Annotated in this window: 15 protein-coding genes; 4 read left to right on the top strand and 11 right to left on the bottom strand. The window is 68.7% G+C overall.

Annotated elements, in window-relative coordinates; translation table 11 throughout:
- Positions 1-4: 4 nt before the first annotated feature.
- The 9 genes from AC1DF4_RS06495 to AC1DF4_RS06455 all read right to left on the bottom strand — a co-directional run bounded on the left by AC1DF4_RS06495 (position 5) and on the right by AC1DF4_RS06455 (position 9,343).
- A complete protein-coding gene (locus AC1DF4_RS06495; RefSeq protein ID WP_476912099.1) occupies positions 5-1,228 on the bottom strand; it encodes a thiolase family protein in 1,224 nt (407 codons plus the stop codon).
- Positions 1,225-1,665, bottom strand: coding sequence for a 4-carboxymuconolactone decarboxylase (gene pcaC, locus AC1DF4_RS06490; protein ID WP_476912098.1), 441 nt, complete (start codon positions 1,663-1,665; stop codon positions 1,225-1,227). The genes AC1DF4_RS06495 and pcaC overlap by 4 nt, the downstream gene beginning before the upstream one ends.
- Positions 1,662-2,480, bottom strand: coding sequence for an alpha/beta fold hydrolase (locus AC1DF4_RS06485; protein ID WP_476912097.1), 819 nt, complete (start codon positions 2,478-2,480; stop codon positions 1,662-1,664). Before AC1DF4_RS06485 ends, pcaC begins: the two co-directional genes overlap by 4 nt.
- On the bottom strand, positions 2,473-3,963 hold the full coding sequence (locus tag AC1DF4_RS06480) for a lyase family protein (protein ID WP_476912193.1): 1,491 nt from the start codon (positions 3,961-3,963) through the stop codon (positions 2,473-2,475). The genes AC1DF4_RS06485 and AC1DF4_RS06480 overlap by 8 nt, the downstream gene beginning before the upstream one ends.
- Positions 3,964-4,022: 59 nt before the next feature.
- A complete protein-coding gene (gene pcaG, locus AC1DF4_RS06475) occupies positions 4,023-4,604 on the bottom strand; it encodes a protocatechuate 3,4-dioxygenase subunit alpha (RefSeq protein WP_476912096.1) in 582 nt (193 codons plus the stop codon).
- A complete protein-coding gene (gene pcaH / locus AC1DF4_RS06470) occupies positions 4,597-5,493 on the bottom strand; it encodes a protocatechuate 3,4-dioxygenase subunit beta (protein WP_476912095.1) in 897 nt (298 codons plus the stop codon). Before pcaH ends, pcaG begins: the two co-directional genes overlap by 8 nt.
- Before the next feature lie 49 nt (positions 5,494-5,542).
- The gene (locus AC1DF4_RS06465; RefSeq protein ID WP_476912094.1) at positions 5,543-7,456 is read right to left on the bottom strand and encodes a bifunctional sugar phosphate isomerase/epimerase/4-hydroxyphenylpyruvate dioxygenase family protein; all 1,914 of its coding nucleotides are present in this window, start codon (positions 7,454-7,456) and stop codon (positions 5,543-5,545) included.
- Positions 7,456-8,337, bottom strand: coding sequence for a shikimate dehydrogenase (locus AC1DF4_RS06460; protein WP_476912093.1), 882 nt, complete (start codon positions 8,335-8,337; stop codon positions 7,456-7,458). The genes AC1DF4_RS06465 and AC1DF4_RS06460 overlap by 1 nt, the downstream gene beginning before the upstream one ends.
- A gap of 148 nt (positions 8,338-8,485) precedes the next feature.
- Positions 8,486-9,343, bottom strand: coding sequence for an IclR family transcriptional regulator (locus AC1DF4_RS06455; protein WP_476912092.1), 858 nt, complete (start codon positions 9,341-9,343; stop codon positions 8,486-8,488).
- Between the two features lie 225 nt (positions 9,344-9,568).
- Here AC1DF4_RS06455 and AC1DF4_RS06450 point away from each other — a divergent pair, with 225 nt between their 5' ends.
- Positions 9,569-10,888, top strand: a complete 1,320-nt coding sequence (locus AC1DF4_RS06450; protein ID WP_476912091.1) for an MFS transporter — start codon at positions 9,569-9,571, stop codon at positions 10,886-10,888.
- A 147-nt stretch (positions 10,889-11,035) separates the two neighbouring features.
- Here AC1DF4_RS06450 and AC1DF4_RS06445 read toward each other — a convergent pair whose 3' ends face one another.
- Positions 11,036-12,112: an ATP-dependent DNA ligase gene (locus AC1DF4_RS06445; RefSeq protein ID WP_476912090.1), complete on the bottom strand. Its 1,077-nt coding sequence runs from the start codon at positions 12,110-12,112 to the stop codon at positions 11,036-11,038.
- A gap of 105 nt (positions 12,113-12,217) precedes the next feature.
- Between AC1DF4_RS06445 and AC1DF4_RS06440 the strand changes: the two genes are divergently transcribed.
- The 3 genes from AC1DF4_RS06440 (at position 12,218) to AC1DF4_RS06430 (ending at position 15,329) form a co-directional block, all read left to right on the top strand.
- The gene (locus tag AC1DF4_RS06440) at positions 12,218-13,213 is read left to right on the top strand and encodes a TIGR03885 family FMN-dependent LLM class oxidoreductase (protein ID WP_476912089.1); all 996 of its coding nucleotides are present in this window, start codon (positions 12,218-12,220) and stop codon (positions 13,211-13,213) included.
- Entirely contained in the window at positions 13,210-14,904 is a 1,695-nt protein-coding gene (locus AC1DF4_RS06435) for an alpha-amylase family protein (RefSeq protein ID WP_476912088.1), read from the top strand. Before AC1DF4_RS06440 ends, AC1DF4_RS06435 begins: the two co-directional genes overlap by 4 nt.
- A 188-nt stretch (positions 14,905-15,092) precedes the next feature.
- The gene (locus tag AC1DF4_RS06430) at positions 15,093-15,329 is read left to right on the top strand and encodes a hypothetical protein (RefSeq protein WP_441405268.1); all 237 of its coding nucleotides are present in this window, start codon (positions 15,093-15,095) and stop codon (positions 15,327-15,329) included.
- A 5-nt stretch (positions 15,330-15,334) separates the two neighbouring features.
- Here the strand turns inward: AC1DF4_RS06430 and AC1DF4_RS06425 are convergent, their stop codons facing one another.
- Entirely contained in the window at positions 15,335-15,622 is a 288-nt protein-coding gene (locus AC1DF4_RS06425) for a MoaD/ThiS family protein (protein WP_476912087.1), read from the bottom strand.
- Positions 15,623-15,625 lie beyond the last annotated feature (3 nt).

The following is a 15,625-nucleotide window of genomic DNA, read 5'->3' as shown; positions in this document are numbered from 1 at the left end:
CCCTTTACTGGTTTGCCGACGGTGTTTTTGCCGGGGCGGCGGATGCGGTGACGTTTTCGAGGACGACGGCGAGGCCCTGGCCGACGCCGATGCAGATCGCGGCGACGCCCCAGCGCTGCCCGGAGGCCTGCAGGGACCGGGCGAGGGTGCCGAGGATCCGGGCCCCGGAGGCGCCGAGGGGGTGGCCCATGGCGATCGCGCCGCCGTGCCGGTTCACGATGGCCGGGTCGATGCCCCAGGCGTTGATGCAGGCCAGGGACTGCGCGGCGAAGGCCTCGTTGAGTTCGACGGCGCCGACCTGGTCCCAGCCGATGCCGGCCTTCGCGAGGGCCTTGTTCGCGGCCTCGACCGGGGCGTAGCCGAAGTACTGCGGGTCGTTGGCGTGCGCGCCGCGCCCGGCGATGCGGGCCAGCGGGTCCAGCCCGAGGATGCCGGCGGCGTTCTCGGAGCCGAGCCAGGCCGCGGAGGCGCCGTCGGAGAGCGGGGAGGCGTTCCCGGCGGTGACGGTGCCGTCCCCGGTCCGGAACACGGTCTGGAGCCCGGCGAGCTTCTCCGCGGAGGACCCGGGCCGGATGCCCTCGTCGCGGACCAGGTCCGTGCCCGGGACCGGGGTGACGAGCCGGTCGTAGAAGCCCTCGTCCCAGGCCGCGGCGGCCAGGTTGTGGGAGTTGGCGGCGAACTCGTCCTGCGCCTGACGGGTGATCCCGTACTTCTCCGCCAGCCGTTCGGTGGCTTCGCCCAGCGACACGGTCCAGTCCGGGCGCATCGCCTTGTTGACCAGCCGCCAGCCCAGCGTGGTGGAGACCAGGGCCATGTCCCCGGCCGGGTAGGGCTTCTCGGTCTTGGGCAGCACCCACGGGGCGCGGGACATCGATTCGGCGCCGCCGACCAGCATCAGCTCCGCATCGCCGGTGTTGACCTGGCGGGAGGCGATGATCGCGGCATCCAGGGACGAGCCGCAAAGCCGGTTGACCGTGGTGCCGGGAACCGAGACCGGCAGCCCGGCCAGGAGGGTGCCCATCCGGGCGATGTTGCGGTTCTCCTCGCCCGCGCCGTTCGCGTTGCCGAACACCACCTCATCGATCCGCTCGGCGTCGAGCTTCGGGGCACGCCGGACCATCTCACCGATCACGTGCGCGGCGAGATCATCCGGGCGGACCCCGGCAAGACCGCCGCCGAACTTCCCGAAGGGGGTGCGCACCGCATCGTAAAGATAAGCCTGGTTCATGCTGTCGTGTCCATTTCTGCAAAGACCTGCTGCGCGGTCTTGAACGCTGTGTTGGCGGAGGGGACCCCGCAGTAGATGGCGGTCTGCAGCAGGATTTCCTTGATGTCGTCCCGGCTCAGGCCGTTGGTGAGGGCGGCACGGAGATGCATGGCAAGCTCTTCCCAGTGCCCGTGGGCCACCATCGCGGTGATGGTGACGGCTGAGCGCATCTGCCGGCTCAGGCCCGGCCGGGTCCAGATGCCGCCCCAGGCAATCCGGGTGATCATGTCCTGGAAGTCCTCGGTGAAGGAATCCTTGTTGGCGTTGGCGCGGTCCACGTGCGCGGCGCCGAGCACCTCGCGGCGGACCACCATGCCGCCGTCGTAGATTTCCTGGCTGGTGGCGTCCGGCTGGACTACACCGTGCCGCGCTGCGCCGCTGAGCTCTGCCCCCGTCACTTTGCTGCTCCGGTGGATTCGGTCCAGTTGATGAGGCTCCGCATCAGCCCGGCGACGTGGCCGGGCGCCTCGAACGGTGCCAGATGTGCCACGCCTTCGAGGGTGGCGGCACTGGCAGTGCCGCCACCGGCGGTGATTCCTTCGACGATCTCCGCGGCCAACGCCGGCGGGGCCACGCCGTCCTGGGCGCCGGCGATGGCCTGCGTGGGGACGCCGATGCTGCCGAGTTCGTCCCGGACGTCGTAGGCGGCAAGGGCTTCGCAGCAGAACGCGTAGCTGAAGCGGTCGGCGTCGCGCAGGCTGTGCAGCAGCCTGCCGCTGAGCTCCGGCTGGTGCTCCATGAAGCCGGGCGCAAACCAGCGCTGCGCCGAACCCTGGATCATCACCGGGGTTCCCTGGGTGCGCACGGTCTCGGCGCGTTCCAGCCAGCCCTCCGGTGTGCCCAGCTTGGCGCCGGTGCACTGCACGGACAGGCTCTTGAGGCGTTCGCCGTGCTTGATGCCCAGCTGCAGCCCGGTGGCGCCGCCGAGGGAGACACCCGCGTAATGGAACCGCGCGCCGGGGGCGATCGAATCGACCAGTTCGACAACGGCGTCGGCGAGTTCGGCGACGGTGAAGGCCTCCGTGGCGGCCGGTGAGATGCCGTGGCCCGGCAGGTCCCAGGCGACGACGTCGACGTCGTCCCCCAGCAGGGCGCCCGCCTGGCTCCACAGCAGCGTGGACGTCCCCAGGGACGGGCCCGCCACGAGGAGGGGTTTGTCCCCCAGCGGACGCTGGGGCGACAGCAGTACTGCCTTGACTGTTGGTCTAGCCACGGGAGGCTCCGTTCAGCTCGGGGGTCGGTGATGGCGCGGAAATTGATGGCTCGGAGACGCTGTATTCCGGGTAGGCCGCGAGGATGCGGCGGGAAATTTCGGCGGCCTGCCCGAGGTAGCTGGACGGATCCAGAAGCCCCTCAAGCCGGGCATCGGAAAGCATCTCCGTCGGGACGGCGGCGCGGAGCAGCCGCCGGTAGGTGGCGGCCTGGTCTTGGACCGGGACCCGGAGAGTCTGGTCCACGACGGACTGCAGCCGCTGCTTGCCGTCCGCAGCCGAGGCGCCGGCGGCGGCTTGTCCGGCGGACGGTCCAGCAAGGAGCGGTGCGACGGCGGCCGTGACGGCTTCGCTGAGCAGCAGCGGTCCGGAGAGTTCCAGGTTGCGCCGCATGGCGTCGGGAAAGACCTGCAGGCCTTCGGCAAGTTCCCGGAGCTGCACGGCGGCGCCGAGGCCGAGCCGGAGAAGCTGGCGGAGCGCCGGCCATTCGCTGTGCCAGGCGCCGTCGGGGCGTTCATCGTTGAAGTTGGCGGCGGCCAGGTGCAGCTGGGCGGCCTGGCCGGGTGCCTGCAGGGCTGCGCTGCGGACCAGCACGGACAGCACTGGGTTCTGCTTCTGCGGCATGGCCGAGGACCCTCCGCGTCCCGCGGCCCGGGGTTCGGCGAGCTCGGCGACCTCCGGGCGGCTCAGGAAGAGCACGTCGGACGCGACCTTGCCTGCCGCGTCGGTCACGGCTGCCAGTGCGTCGCCGAGGGAGGTCACTGCCAGCCGGTTCGTGTGCCAGGGCGCCGGGACGGCGGCGAGGCCGAGTTGTGCGGCGAGCCGGTCGGAGAGCTCAAACGGGCTGACACCCGAGTCCGCCGTCAGCACCGTGGCGGCCGCGAGGGTTCCCGCCGCTCCCCCGGTCTGCACCGGGAACTCGAGGGCCTCGAGGCGGCGCGCGGACGCGGCGAGTCCGTGGAACCACTGGGCCGCCTTGAGCCCGAAGCTGAACGGCAGGGAGTGCTGGGTGAGGCTGCGTCCCACGCAGAGCGTGTCCGCGTGCTGTTCCGCGAGGGCGGCCAGCGCCGCCATCGTGGCCTTCAGCTCGGTAAGCAGTCCGCGGACAGCGTCCCTGGCCAGCAGGATCAGGGCGGAATCGAGCACGTCCTGGCTGGTCAGCGAGGTGTGCACGGCCTTCGACGCACCGATCCCCGCCGAATCGAGGGCCATGACCTGCCGGCGGAGGTCCGCCAGCAGCGGGATCACCGGATTGGCGCCGCCCTGGGCGCGCACGGCAATGCCGGCGAGGTCGTAGCGGCCCACCTCGGCGGCCGCGGAGACCACCGCCGCGGACCCGGCGGGAGCCAGGGAGGCACCTTCCAGGACTGCGGCCCAGGCGGCCTCCACCCGGAGAATGGCGGCCAGCACGGCCCGGTCCCCGGTCAGCGACGCCACGAGGGGCGACGCCGACACGGGACTGAGCAGGCCCACGTCACCCTGCAGACCAACCTCACCCTGGCTGCCGGCGTCGCCATCATTGGCTCCGCTGGTTTCATAAGAGGTCACTTCGGGGCGCCCTCGAAGTCAAGGAACACGGTTTCGCCCTCGCCCTGGAGCCGGAGGTCCCAGGTCAGGCCGCCGTCGGGACCGCGGCGTGCGATCAGGGTCTTGCGGCGTTCCGGATCCAGCGAGGACAGCAGCGGATCGGCGGCCAGCGCGGCCTCGTCCTCCGGCAGGTAGATCCGGGTGAAGAGCCGGTTCATCAGGCCGCGGGCGAAGACCGCCACGGCGATGAACGGCGCCGCGCCGTCCTCGGTGGGGCCCGGGTTCACCGTGGTGAAGGTGAACACGCCGGTGTTGCCGACAGCACTGCGGCCGAAACCGGTAAAGGTGTAGCCGTCGCGGACCAGGGAACCGGTGCGCTGCGGGACCTGGCCCGCGGCGTCGGCCTGCCAGATCTCCAGGATCGCGTCCGGGATGGGGTGCCCCGCGCCGTCGTACACGGTGCCCTGCAGCCGGATGGAGCCCGGGGAGCCGGGGGCCAGCAGTTCGCGGTCCTTGGTGTAGGGAAGCGCGTAGCCGTAGAAGGGGCCCACGGTCTGGCCGGGGGTCGGGGTGAGTTTACTCAAGCTGGTCTTATTCATTGTCGTCTCCTGCTGCGCCCAATGCCTCGTTCTCGGTCCAGGTCCGCTTGGACCCGGTCAGGATGATGTCCCAGGTGTAGGCCAGGGCCCACTCGGGCCTGGTCTGCTCGTGGTCGTAGGTGGCGACGAGCCGGTCGCGGGCGTCCTGGTCCACGATCGACTGGTAGATCGGGTCCAGCGGGAAGAGCTGGTCGCCGGGGAAGTACATCTGGGTGACGATCCGCTGGGTGAACTCCTGGCCGAACAGGGAGAAGTGGATGTGGGCCGGGCGCCAGGCGTTGAGGTGGTTCTTCCACGGGTAGGCGCCGGGCTTGACGGTGGTGAAGCTGTAGGAACCGTCGGCGCCCGTGATGCAGCGGCCGACGCCGGTGAAATTGGGATCCAAAGGGGCGGGGTGCTGGTCCCGTTTGTGGATGTAGCGGCCGGCGGAGTTCGCCTGCCAGATTTCGACGAGCTGGCCGGCGACGGGGCGGCCGTCGCCGTCGAGGACCCGGCCGGAGACGACGATGCGTTCGCCCAGCGGTTCCCCGTTGTGGGCGATGGTGAGGTCCGCTTCCAGCGCGTGCACGTCCATGTGCCCGAATGCGGGAGAGTGCAGCTCGATGGTTTCCGGATCCGCGTGGTGCAGGTCCTTGGTGGGGTGCCGCAGGACGCTGCTGCGGTATGGGGCGTAGTCCAGCCGTGGCTGGATCTCGGCCGGGGCGCCGTTCCTGAGGGCCTGGGCGTAGGCATCGCCAAGGGCCTTCATCTCGGCGCTGAGGTCCGCCTGGGACTCTGCGGCTGCATCGAGGGGCGCGTACGTCTTCGGTGCGGCCTCCGTGGATTCGTCGGACACGTCCTCGGTGAGCGGATCCGCGTTGTAGGTCTCAAGGTTCACTTCTTCAGGCACAGCAGCCTCCTTTCGTTGGGGTGTTGGTGTTGCCGGGTCGGTCAGCGAGTCAGGGGGTGGCAGTCAGCTGGTGCAGGTGGTCGTACTGGACGGCGTGCCGCACCGGGGCGTTGGGCGCCCCGTAGCCGTCGTATGCACCGCGGCGCTCGACCATTTCAAAGAACACGCTGCCCACGGTGGCGGTATAGAAGTGCAGGAACTCGCCGTCGGCGTCGCGGTCATAGAGGAGGTTGAGCTCCCGGAGGGTCGCCAGGAAGGCCGGTTCCAGGCCGAACCGGGCGTCGAGGTCCTCGTAGTAGTTTTCCGGGATCCGGAGGAAATCAAGGCCACGCGCCTTGGCCGCCCGGGCAGTCGCGACGAGGTCATCCACCGCAAAGGCGATGTGTTCCGCACCGTCGCGCTGGATCAGCGGGGCCAGGTTCAGCACGAGGCGGACGCAGCGGTCGCGGGTGGCCATCACCTGGGACCGGACCAGGCCGGTGGGGCTGGCGACTTCCGCGTACGGCTGGGGTTCCAGGGCCAGGGCGCTGGTGTAAAAAAGCACGGCTTCGTCGAAGTGCTGCCAGGGCTGCGCGAGGTTGACGTGGTCGATCACGGCACCCGGCACCCGTGCCCGGCCAGCGGGCGGGGCGTCGGGTCCTTCGCCGAATTCCCGGGTCCACACGGCAGTGCCGTCGGGGCTGCCCTGGCACAGGAAGATCTCGGTGGAGTCCGGGGCGGCGAAGCCCTGGAAGATTTCCTCGTTGGCCTGGCTCTTGCGCGGCACGGCCGGGGCCTTGAGCTGCTGGGCCCGGGCCGCGGCAATCACGGGGGAATCGACGTCAAAGCCGAGGGCGGAAATTGCGGGGGCGGTGGCGGCACCGGAGGTGCGGGATTCCTGGGGGGATTCCTCGTTGATGATCACCCGGGCGTGGCCCATGGTCCACAACTGCACGTTCTTGGTCCGGTGGCGCCCGTTGAACGCGAAACCCAGCTGGCCGAGAAGGGTTTCCAGGCCCGCGGTGTCCGCGGCCCCGACCTCGGCGAAGTTGAAGCCGGCGGGCTCGGCCACCTGCGGAAGCGTGGCCAGCTCCATCGGGTACCGGCGGCGGCCTGTCGCGGCAGTGCCGGCACCTGCGGTGCCGGTTTCCGCGGCCGGATTCGCGTCCAGCCACTTGGCGCCCTGTTCCTCGAGCCAGATCAGCGACCGCATGGCGTCCACGGCGGTGCGTTCGACGTCGGATTGGCGGAAGACGTCGTTGAAAACCTCCAGCGATACCGGTCCGGTGTAGCCGGCCCGGACCACGTGGCCGAGGAACTTGGCGAGTTCAAACTGGCCTTCGCCCGGGAACACCCGGTAGTGCCGGCTCCAGGACAGCACGTCCATGGAGAGCTTGGGAGCATCGGCCACCTGGACGAAGAAGATCTTCTCCGGGGCAAAGGTCTCGATCGGGGCAGTGTCCCAGTCGCGGGAGAGGATGTGGAACGAGTCCAGGCAGGTGCCCAGGTTGGGGTGGTCCACCGCTGCGACCAGCCGGTGGGCGTGCTCGTAGTCGTTGACGTACTTCCCCCACGCCAGCGCCTCATAGGCCACTTTGACGCCATGGTCCTGGGCGAGGGCGGCGAGGGCGGCGAGCTGTTCGGACCGGAGACCGTCGTCGTCGATGCTGGCGGTGGCCACGTTGGAGCAGACCAGGATGGTGTCCATGCCGAGGCGGGACATCAGCCGGAACTTGGCGTCCGCGCGGCGGAGGTTGGCGGCGAGCAGGTCCGCGGACACGCTGTCGAAATCCCGGAACGGCTGGTACAGATCGAGGCTCAGGCCCAGGTCCGCTGCCATCTTCCGGACGTCCTCCGGGCTCAGCGGTGAGGTGACGAGGTCCTGTTCGAAGATTTCGATTCCGTCGAAGCCCGCGGCGGCACAGGCCTGCATCTTTTCCCGCAGGGTGCCGGAGAGGCAGACGGTGGCGATTCCGGTGCGCATCAGGCGGCCACCTCTTCGGCGGCAACGAGTTCCAGGAAGTGGGCCCGCATCCGGTCCGCGTCGGCCTCACGGCCGGTGAAGATCCGGAAGGCGTCGGCGGCCTGCCCCACGGCCATCCGGCCGCCGTCGAGCACGTCGCAGCCCTTGGCGCGGGCTTCACGGACAAGTTCGGTCTCGATCGGCCGGTACACAATGTCCGCGACCCAGTGCCGGGGGGTCACGAGGGACATGTCCAGCGGGACGCCGGGGTGGGCGGCCATGCCTACCGGGGTGCAGTGCACCAGGCCGTCGGCCAGCGGCATCAGGTGCGGGAGCTCCGCCGTCGTCCGCGCGGTGACCAGCTGGTCCGGGAAGAAGCCGGCAAGTTCAGCGGCGCGTGCGGCGCAGCGGGCGGGATCGGTGTCCACCAGGTCCAGTTCGCGGAGACCGGCGGTCAGCAGGGCGTAGGCGACTGCGGAGCCGGCACCGCCGGCCCCCAGCTGCACCACGCGGTTCAGCTTGGCTCCCGGCAGGCCGGAGGCGAGGGCGGCGGCGAAGCCGGAGAAGTCGGTGTTGTGGCCGATGAAGCGGCCATCCCGGATGGTCACCGTATTGACCGCGCCGAGCCGCCGGGCGTCGGGGGTGACCTCGTCCAGGTAATCCAGGACCAGCTGCTTGCACGGGTGGGTGATGTTCAGCCCGTTGAAGCCGAGGCGGTACGCGCCGGTCAGGAGTTCGCCGACGCTCTGGCCGGGAAGCCCCAGTTCCGTGAGGTCGATGGGGCGGTAGAGGTACCGGAGGCCCTGCACGTCGCCTTCGCGTTCGTGCATGGGGGGCGTGAGGGACGGCATAACGCCATCGCCTATCAGGCCCACGAGGAAGGACTCTGCTCGATTGCTCATCCGTATAGCTCCTTTGACAACGGCACTGGGCGGGCGGAGAGGCGCTGGGCGCCGGCCGCGGGCCGGGTGTTGGGAATTACATTACCGCAATTGTTCATATGTTGCACCATTGTTCTACTAGCGAACAATGAATGCCTTATCGGCTGGTTCACTGCTGGGGCAGCCGGGCGGAAAGCTCGGCTGCCGCCGACTGGAGCAGCGGAACCAGGGCCACGAGGGCCTCGACGCTCATCCTGAAGACCGGGACCGCGGTGGCCAGCGAGGCGAAGGCGTGGCCCTGGGAGTTGAACACCGGGACGGCGACGGCCCGCATGCCCAGCTCGTTCTCCTGGTCCATAACGGCGAAGCCGCGCTTGCGGACCAGTTCGATCTCGGCCCGGAAGGCTTCCCGGTCCGTGATGGAAAATTCGGTCAGCGGCTCCAGCTCCAGACCATCCACAAGCTGGGCGCGGGTGTCCTCGTCGGCGAAGGCGACGAGCGCCTTGCCGACGGAGGTGGTGTGCAGGGCGCCCAGATGTCCCGGGTCGCTCGTTACGCGGAATGTCTGGGGTCCGTCCACTTTGTTGACGGTGAGGTGGTGGTTTCCGTCGCGCACGGACAGGATGGTGGCCTCCCCCGTCTCGTCCGTGACCCGCCGCAGGATCGGCAGCGCGGTGGCAGCGAATCCGTGATGGTTGGATACGCGCTGCCCGAGCTGGAAGATGCGCAGGCCAAGGTGGTAGCGGCGCCCGTCCGGCTCGTAGTCCACGAAGCCGTCCCGGGTCAGGGATCCCAGCAGGCGGTAGGTTGTGCTGAACGGCAGCTCGGCCCGGCGGGACAGCTCGGCGGCACTCGCGCCCCGCGGCTCGTCGCCGAGCAGGACCAGCAGGCCCAGGGCCTTGCCGACCATGTCCGTCCGGGAATCCTCCTTGGATTCCCCCTTGGAGGGGGCTTTTGCGCCCTTGGCGGCAGGGACTGGAGGGGTGGCGGCGACGGCGACCACGTCTGTGTCTTGATTCACACTCATGACTCCATGCTCTCACATGGTGAGAGCTATTTCTAGATGGTGATTATTTTTGTTGACAAGTGACCGCCCTCACAGTCATGATTGCTACATCGCACAAGTAGCTCCCACCATGTGGCTACTCGTCCGGGTCTTTCCACGAACCTTCTGCTGCCGCACACTTAAAGCCAGCGGCGGCCGAGACCTTCCTGATCCATCCGCGACAATGTCGTCACACAAAGGAACACCATGAGCCAGACACTCCCGTCTACGACTCCGGGCACTGACGCACCGGCCGGGACGCCGAAGAAGGCAGCCCTCGCCAGTTTCCTGGGCAGCGCCGTCGAGTACTACGACTTCTTTATTTTCGGATCCGCCGCCGCGCTGATCTTCCCCACGGTCTTCTTCCCCGACGCCGGCGCCAATGCGGCGATCATGTCCTTCGCGACCTTCGGCTTCGCCTACGTCGCCCGGCCGGTCGGCGCGGTCATCCTGGGCCACTTCGGTGACCGGGTGGGCCGCCGCAAGGTCCTGATGTTCACCCTCCTGCTCATGGGCGCCTCGACGTTCGCGATCGGCTGCCTGCCGGACTTCAACACCATCGGCTGGTGGGCCCCGGCCCTGCTGGTGCTGGCACGGCTCTGCCAGGGCCTCTCCGCCGCCGGCGAGCAGGCCGGCGCCTCGTCCATGACACTGGAACACGCCCCGGACAACCGCCGCGCGTTCTTCACCTCCTGGACGCTCACCGGCACCCAGGGCGGCCAGATCCTCGCGGCCCTCGTCTTCATCCCCGTCCTGGCCCTGCCGGACGAGATCAAGTACGGCATCGGCTGGCGCATCCCGTTCTGGCTCAGCGCCGTTGTGGTGATCGTTGCGTTCTTCATCCGCCGCACCCTGCACGAACCGCCGGCGTTCGAGGAAGCCCAGAAGAACGCCCAGATCTCCAAGCTCCCCGTCGCGGACCTGCTCAAGCACCACTGGCGCGATGTGCTCCGCGTCGTCGCCTGCGCCTTCATCGCCGCCGTCTCCACCGTGTTCGGCACGCTGGCCATCGCCTACGCCAAGAACGTCGCCGGCGTGGACGGCACCACCACCCTCTGGCTCGTCGTCGGCGCGAACTTCCTGGCCCTCGGCACCCAGCCGCTCTTCGGCATGCTCGCGGACCGGATCGGCCGCAAGCCTGTCTTTATCTACGGCGCCGTCGCCAGCGCCATCCTGACGCCGGTGTTCCTGCTCAGCCTCGAGTCCGGCAGTGTCCCGCTGATGTTCCTGGCCGCCATCGGTTTCTTCTCCTTCGGCTACGCGGCCGCCAACTCCGTCTGGCCCTCCTTCTACGCCGAAATGTTCAGCACCAAGGTCCGATTCTCCGGCCTGGCCATCGGCACCCAGCTCGGCTTCCTGATGGCAGGCTTCGCCCCGGCGATCGTCGCAGCCATGGGAGGCACCAAGCCCGGCGGCTGGGTCCAGATCAGCATCTTCACCGCCGTCATCTGCCTGATCTCGGCCGTCTCGGCCATGACCGCCAAGGAATCCTTCAAGATTCCCACCAAGCAGCTCGGGCTGAAGTAACCCGGCCGCAGCGCTCCTGCCCGGTTGCCGCGGGCCGCATCACCGAAAAGCCCGGCGTGTTCACGCGACACGCCGGGCTTTTGGCGTGTCCCGTCTTTTTGCGTGTCCCGCGCCTCCCGGAAAAGCAACCGGGCAGGAGCGCCGGAGTCAGGCCTTGCCGGCGCCCAGCACCGCGCCCAGATCGTACTTGACCGGTTCCTCGAGCTGCCCGTAGGTGCACGAACGCGGGTCCCGGTCCGGGCGCCAGCGGACAAACTGCGTCGTGTGGCGGAACCGTTCGCCTTCCATGTGGTCGTATTTCACTTCCACCACACGCTCCGGCCGGAGCGGGGTGAAGGAGAGGTCCTTGCCCCCGCTCCACCGGCTGCCTTGGGCATTGCGCGGCGTCCGGGTCCCTTCCTCCTGCCGGGCCCAGTCCCAGGGGTGGTCCTCGAAACTGGTCACGAGCGGCTGGAGTTCCTCGAAGAGTTCCTTGCGGCGCTGCAGCGGGAAGGCCCCCACCACACCCACGTTGGCGAGTTCGCCGCCGTCGTCATAGAGGCCCAGCAGCAGTGAACCGATCCGGTCCGGACCGGAAGTGTGCACGCGGTACCCCGCGAGGACGCAGTCGGCGGTGCGTTCGTGCTTAACCTTGAACATGGAGCGCTTGTCGGGCAGGTACGGCCCGTCCAGCGGCTTGGCCACGATCCCGTCGAGGCCGGCCCCCTCGAACTGGTGGAACCATTTCTCGGCCGTTCCCCTGTCCCGGGTCGCGGCGGTGAGGTGGATCGGCGCAGCACTCCCGGCGAGCACGCGTTCCAACTCCCCGCGCCGCTCGGCGAAGGGCCGCCCGGTGAGGTCCTCGTCGTCGAGGGCCAGCAGATCGAATGCGACAAACCTGGCCGGGGTCTGTTCGGCCAAGAGCCGGACCCTGCTCGCCGCGGGATGGATCCGCTGCTGCAGCGCATCAAAGTCGAGACGGTCGCCCGAGGCGCCGACCAGGATGATCTCGCCGTCGAGCACGCACCGCGGCGGGAGGTTGGCCTTCATCGCCTCGACGAGTTCAGGGAAGTAGCGGGTCAGGGGTTTGCCGTTGCGGCTGCCGATCTCCACGTCCCCGCCGTCGCGGAAGATGATGGACCGGAACCCGTCCCACTTCGGCTCGAACATCACCTCGCCCTCGGGCAGGCCTTTGACGGGCTTCGCCAGCATGGGCGCGATCGGGGGCATCAGCGGCAGTCGCATAGGCCCCATTCTGGTCCCCCGTCGCGCCGCCCGCCAGAGGGCGGGCAGCGGATGGCGCGCAGGGCTTTCCTCGACAACCGGCTGACCCGACGGTAGACATGGACGATGGCTACCCTCGGTTTCCACGCGTCGCACGAACAGATCAGTCCCGGCCGGCTGCTGAAGGACGTCCAGCTGGCGGAGCAGGCGGGCTTCGACGCCGCGATGTGCTCGGACCACATCGAGCCATGGTCCGCCCGGCAGGGTCATTCCGGCTTCGCCTGGTCCTGGCTGGGGGCCGCGCTTGCCACCACCAGGCTACGCTTCGGCGTCGTGACGGCGCCTGGCCAGCGCTACCACCCGGCCATCATCGCGCACGCTTCGGCCACGCTGGCGGACATGTTTCCCGGCCGGTTCTGGCTGGCGCCGGGCAGCGGCGAGTACATGAACGAACACGTCACCGGGGACGCCTGGCCGGACAAAGCGACCCGGCAGCAGCGCCTCGAGGAATCCGTGCAGATCATCCGCGAACTCCACGACGGCAAGGAGGTGACCCGGGACGGCCTGGTCACCGTCCAGCAGGCAAGGATCTGGGATGTGCCGGAGATCAAGCCGCCACTGATCGCACCGGCAGTCAGCGTGGAAACAGCGCGCCGCGGGGCTGTATGGGCGGACGGGCTGGTCACGGTGAACCAGCCCCATGCCAAACTGAGGGACATGCTCGCCGCCTACCGCGATGCCGGCGGCAGGGGCCAGGCCGTGCTGCAGGTCCACGTGTCCTGGGCGCCGACGGAGCAGGAAGCCGTCGCGGTTGCCATGGACCAGTGGCGCGGCAACGTCTTTGCCCCGCCCATCCCCTGGGACCTCCCGACGGCGGCACACTTCGACGGCGTCAGCGCCGACGTCGGCGAGGAACAGGTCCGGAACGTCGTGAACATCTCTGCGGACACCGGACAGCACGCGCAGTGGCTGGCCGAATACATCGACCTCGGCTTCGACGAGCTGTACCTGCACTATGTCGGGCAGGAGCAGGCGCCGTTCATCCAGGCCTTCGCCGACCGCGTCCTGCCGCAGCTCCGCGGGTCAGGGCACCCGCGGCAGGACCGGGAGGTGCTGCCGTGAGAATCGCCGAGACCTCGGACCTCTGGTGGAAGAATGCCGTCATCTACTGCCTTGACCCGGAGACATTCTTCGACGACGACGGCGACGGCACCGGGGACTTCGGCGGCCTGATCCAGCGTGTGGACTACCTGGCCGCCCTGGGCGTGACCTGCATCTGGCTGATGCCGTTCTACCCCACCCCGGACCGGGACGACGGCTACGACGTCACGGACCTGTACGGCGTGGACCGGCGGCTGGGGAACCTGGGCGACGTCGTGGAGTTCATCCGGACCGCCAAGGACCGGGGGATGCGCGTGATCGCGGACTTCGTCCTCAACCACACCTCGGACAAGCACCCCTGGTTCGTGGAGTCCCGCAAGTCGGTGGACAACCCTTTTCGCGACTACTACGTCTGGCGCAAGGACACACCCCCGGACACCTCAGAGCAGGTGGTGTTCCCCGGTGAGGAGACGTCCATCTGGACCCAGGACAAGGCAACCGGCGAGTGGTACCTGCACATGTTCGCGAAGCACCAGCCGGACCTGAACGTCGCGAACCCGTTGGTGCGGGACGAGATCGCGAAGTCCATGGGCTTCTGGCTGCAGCTGGGACTGGACGGCTTCCGGCTCGACGCCGTCCCGTTCTTCCTGGAGCTGCAGGGCACGTCCAAGGAAGACGCGGCAAAGGTCGATCCGCACGACTACCTCAGCGCACTCCGCAGCTTCCTAAACCGGCGCAACGGCAGCGGCCTGCTGCTGGGCGAGGTCAACGTCCCGTACAAGGACCAGCTGAAGTACTTCGGCGGGGCGGAGGGGAACGAGCTGAACATGCAGTTCGACTTCCTGTCCATGCAGAACCTGTATTTATCCCTCGCCCGCGAAGACGCCCGGCCGCTGGCCAAGTCGCTCTCCTCCCGCCCCAAGATCCACCCGGACAACCAGTGGGCCATGTTTGTCCGCAACCACGACGAGCTGACCCTGGACAAACTCAGCGACACCGAACGCGAGGAAGTTTTTGCCGCGTTCGGATCGGACGAGGACATGCAAATGTACGGCCGCGGCCTGCGCCGCCGGCTGCCCACCATGCTCAACGGCGATCCCGCCCGGATCCGGATGGTTTACTCGCTGATGTTCGCGCTGCCCGGCACCCCGGTGCTGTTCTATGGCGAGGAGATCGGCATGGGCGAGGACCTTTCGGCGAAGGGGCGCTCGGCGGTGCGGTCCCCCATGCAGTGGAATGACAGCGAAAACGGCGGCTTTTCCACGGCCCCGGCGAAGGACCTGGTGGCACAGGTCGTGGACGGCTACTTCGGGCCGAAGAACGTCAACGCGGCGGCGGCGAAGAGGGATCCGGAGTCGCTGTGGAACTTCATGGCCACCCTGATCCAGCGCTACCGGGAGAGCCCTGAACTGGGATGGGGCGACTTCGAACTCATCAAGCACTCCGCCGCTAAAGTGCTCCTGCACAGCTGTACCTGGGCCGGCTCCACGGTGGTCCTGGCCCACAATTTCGGGGCGGAACCAGCCTCGGTGGCCGCGAGCCTGGCCGCGGCCGGGGATCCGAAGGCCGGGTTCGAGGGCGCTTACCTGCGGGACCTGCTGGACGGCGGTGATGTTGAACTGGCGGACGACGGCGGTTTCGAGCTGGAGCTGGGCCGCTACGGCTACCGCTGGTTCCGCGTCCAGCGCCCGGGGGAACGCCACATTCCCTGAGTCCCCCAGCCGGGACGTAAGAGTGGCGAATACCGGGGCGGCCTTGCCAGGGGCCGACGCCGGTAACGGCCGCGGCGCCGAACGCTTACCCAGCCCTTACCGGGCCGAAACGCGGCGGCAACATTGGCGCAGGACACTGGAAGTGCCGGCAAGAGCAGGCACCACTCTCCCGTCCAGGAGGCCCCGCCATGTTGAAGGAAGCCAAAGCCCATGTAATCCGTATCCGCGCCCTGGATCAGCTGCACCGCGGCGACGAGATCGAGGCGCGGCTGAAGGTCGGCCCGAACTACGACGACGTCGTGATCCGCCGCGGCAGCGTCCAGGAAACCGCGCCCGGGATCGGCGTCGTATGGATCATGGACCGGCAGTCCGGCACCCGGAAAGCCATCAACACGGACGAATGCAGCCTCTGGCGGGTCGCCTGAGGCTGCTAGCCTCCCGCGACGGACTGGATGATCAGGACCTCCCCGCCGGGTAGAACCTCGGTGGCCAGACCCTGCAGCCGGCGGATCTCATTCCCGTTGACGTATATATTCACGTAGCGGCGGACCGCCCCGGTTTCATCCCGCAACCGCCTCGACAACGCCGGGTACTCCCCGGCCACCGAGTCCAGCACCCCCTCCACCGTCACCGCCGTTTCTGCGGGCGCAGTCAGGAAGGACTGCCCGCCGGCGAGCGGCTGGAGCACGCTGGGCAACACCACACTGACCCCGGCCACGGG

Source organism: Arthrobacter sp. 05N429 (assembly GCF_056397045.1).
Note: the sequence above shows the minus strand (reverse complement) of the source record. Positions and strands in the feature narration are given on the sequence as shown.

Excerpts from the sequence above, each read along its gene's own strand:
- AC1DF4_RS06495 (WP_476912099.1), bottom strand. The coding sequence starts at position 1,228 with ATGAACCAGGCTTATCTTTACGATGCGGTGCGCACCCCCTTCGGGAAG.
- pcaG (WP_476912096.1), bottom strand. The coding sequence starts at position 4,604 with ATGAATAAGACCAGCTTGAGTAAACTCACCCCGACCCCCGGCCAGACC.
- AC1DF4_RS06465 (WP_476912094.1), bottom strand. The coding sequence starts at position 7,456 with ATGCGCACCGGAATCGCCACCGTCTGCCTCTCCGGCACCCTGCGGGAA.
- AC1DF4_RS06460 (WP_476912093.1), bottom strand. The coding sequence starts at position 8,337 with ATGAGCAATCGAGCAGAGTCCTTCCTCGTGGGCCTGATAGGCGATGGC.
- AC1DF4_RS06455 (WP_476912092.1), bottom strand. The coding sequence starts at position 9,343 with ATGAGTGTGAATCAAGACACAGACGTGGTCGCCGTCGCCGCCACCCCT.
- AC1DF4_RS06450 (WP_476912091.1), top strand. The coding sequence starts at position 9,569 with ATGAGCCAGACACTCCCGTCTACGACTCCGGGCACTGACGCACCGGCC.
- AC1DF4_RS06445 (WP_476912090.1), bottom strand. The coding sequence starts at position 12,112 with ATGCGACTGCCGCTGATGCCCCCGATCGCGCCCATGCTGGCGAAGCCC.
- AC1DF4_RS06440 (WP_476912089.1), top strand. The coding sequence starts at position 12,218 with ATGGCTACCCTCGGTTTCCACGCGTCGCACGAACAGATCAGTCCCGGC.
- AC1DF4_RS06430 (WP_441405268.1), top strand. The coding sequence starts at position 15,093 with ATGTTGAAGGAAGCCAAAGCCCATGTAATCCGTATCCGCGCCCTGGAT.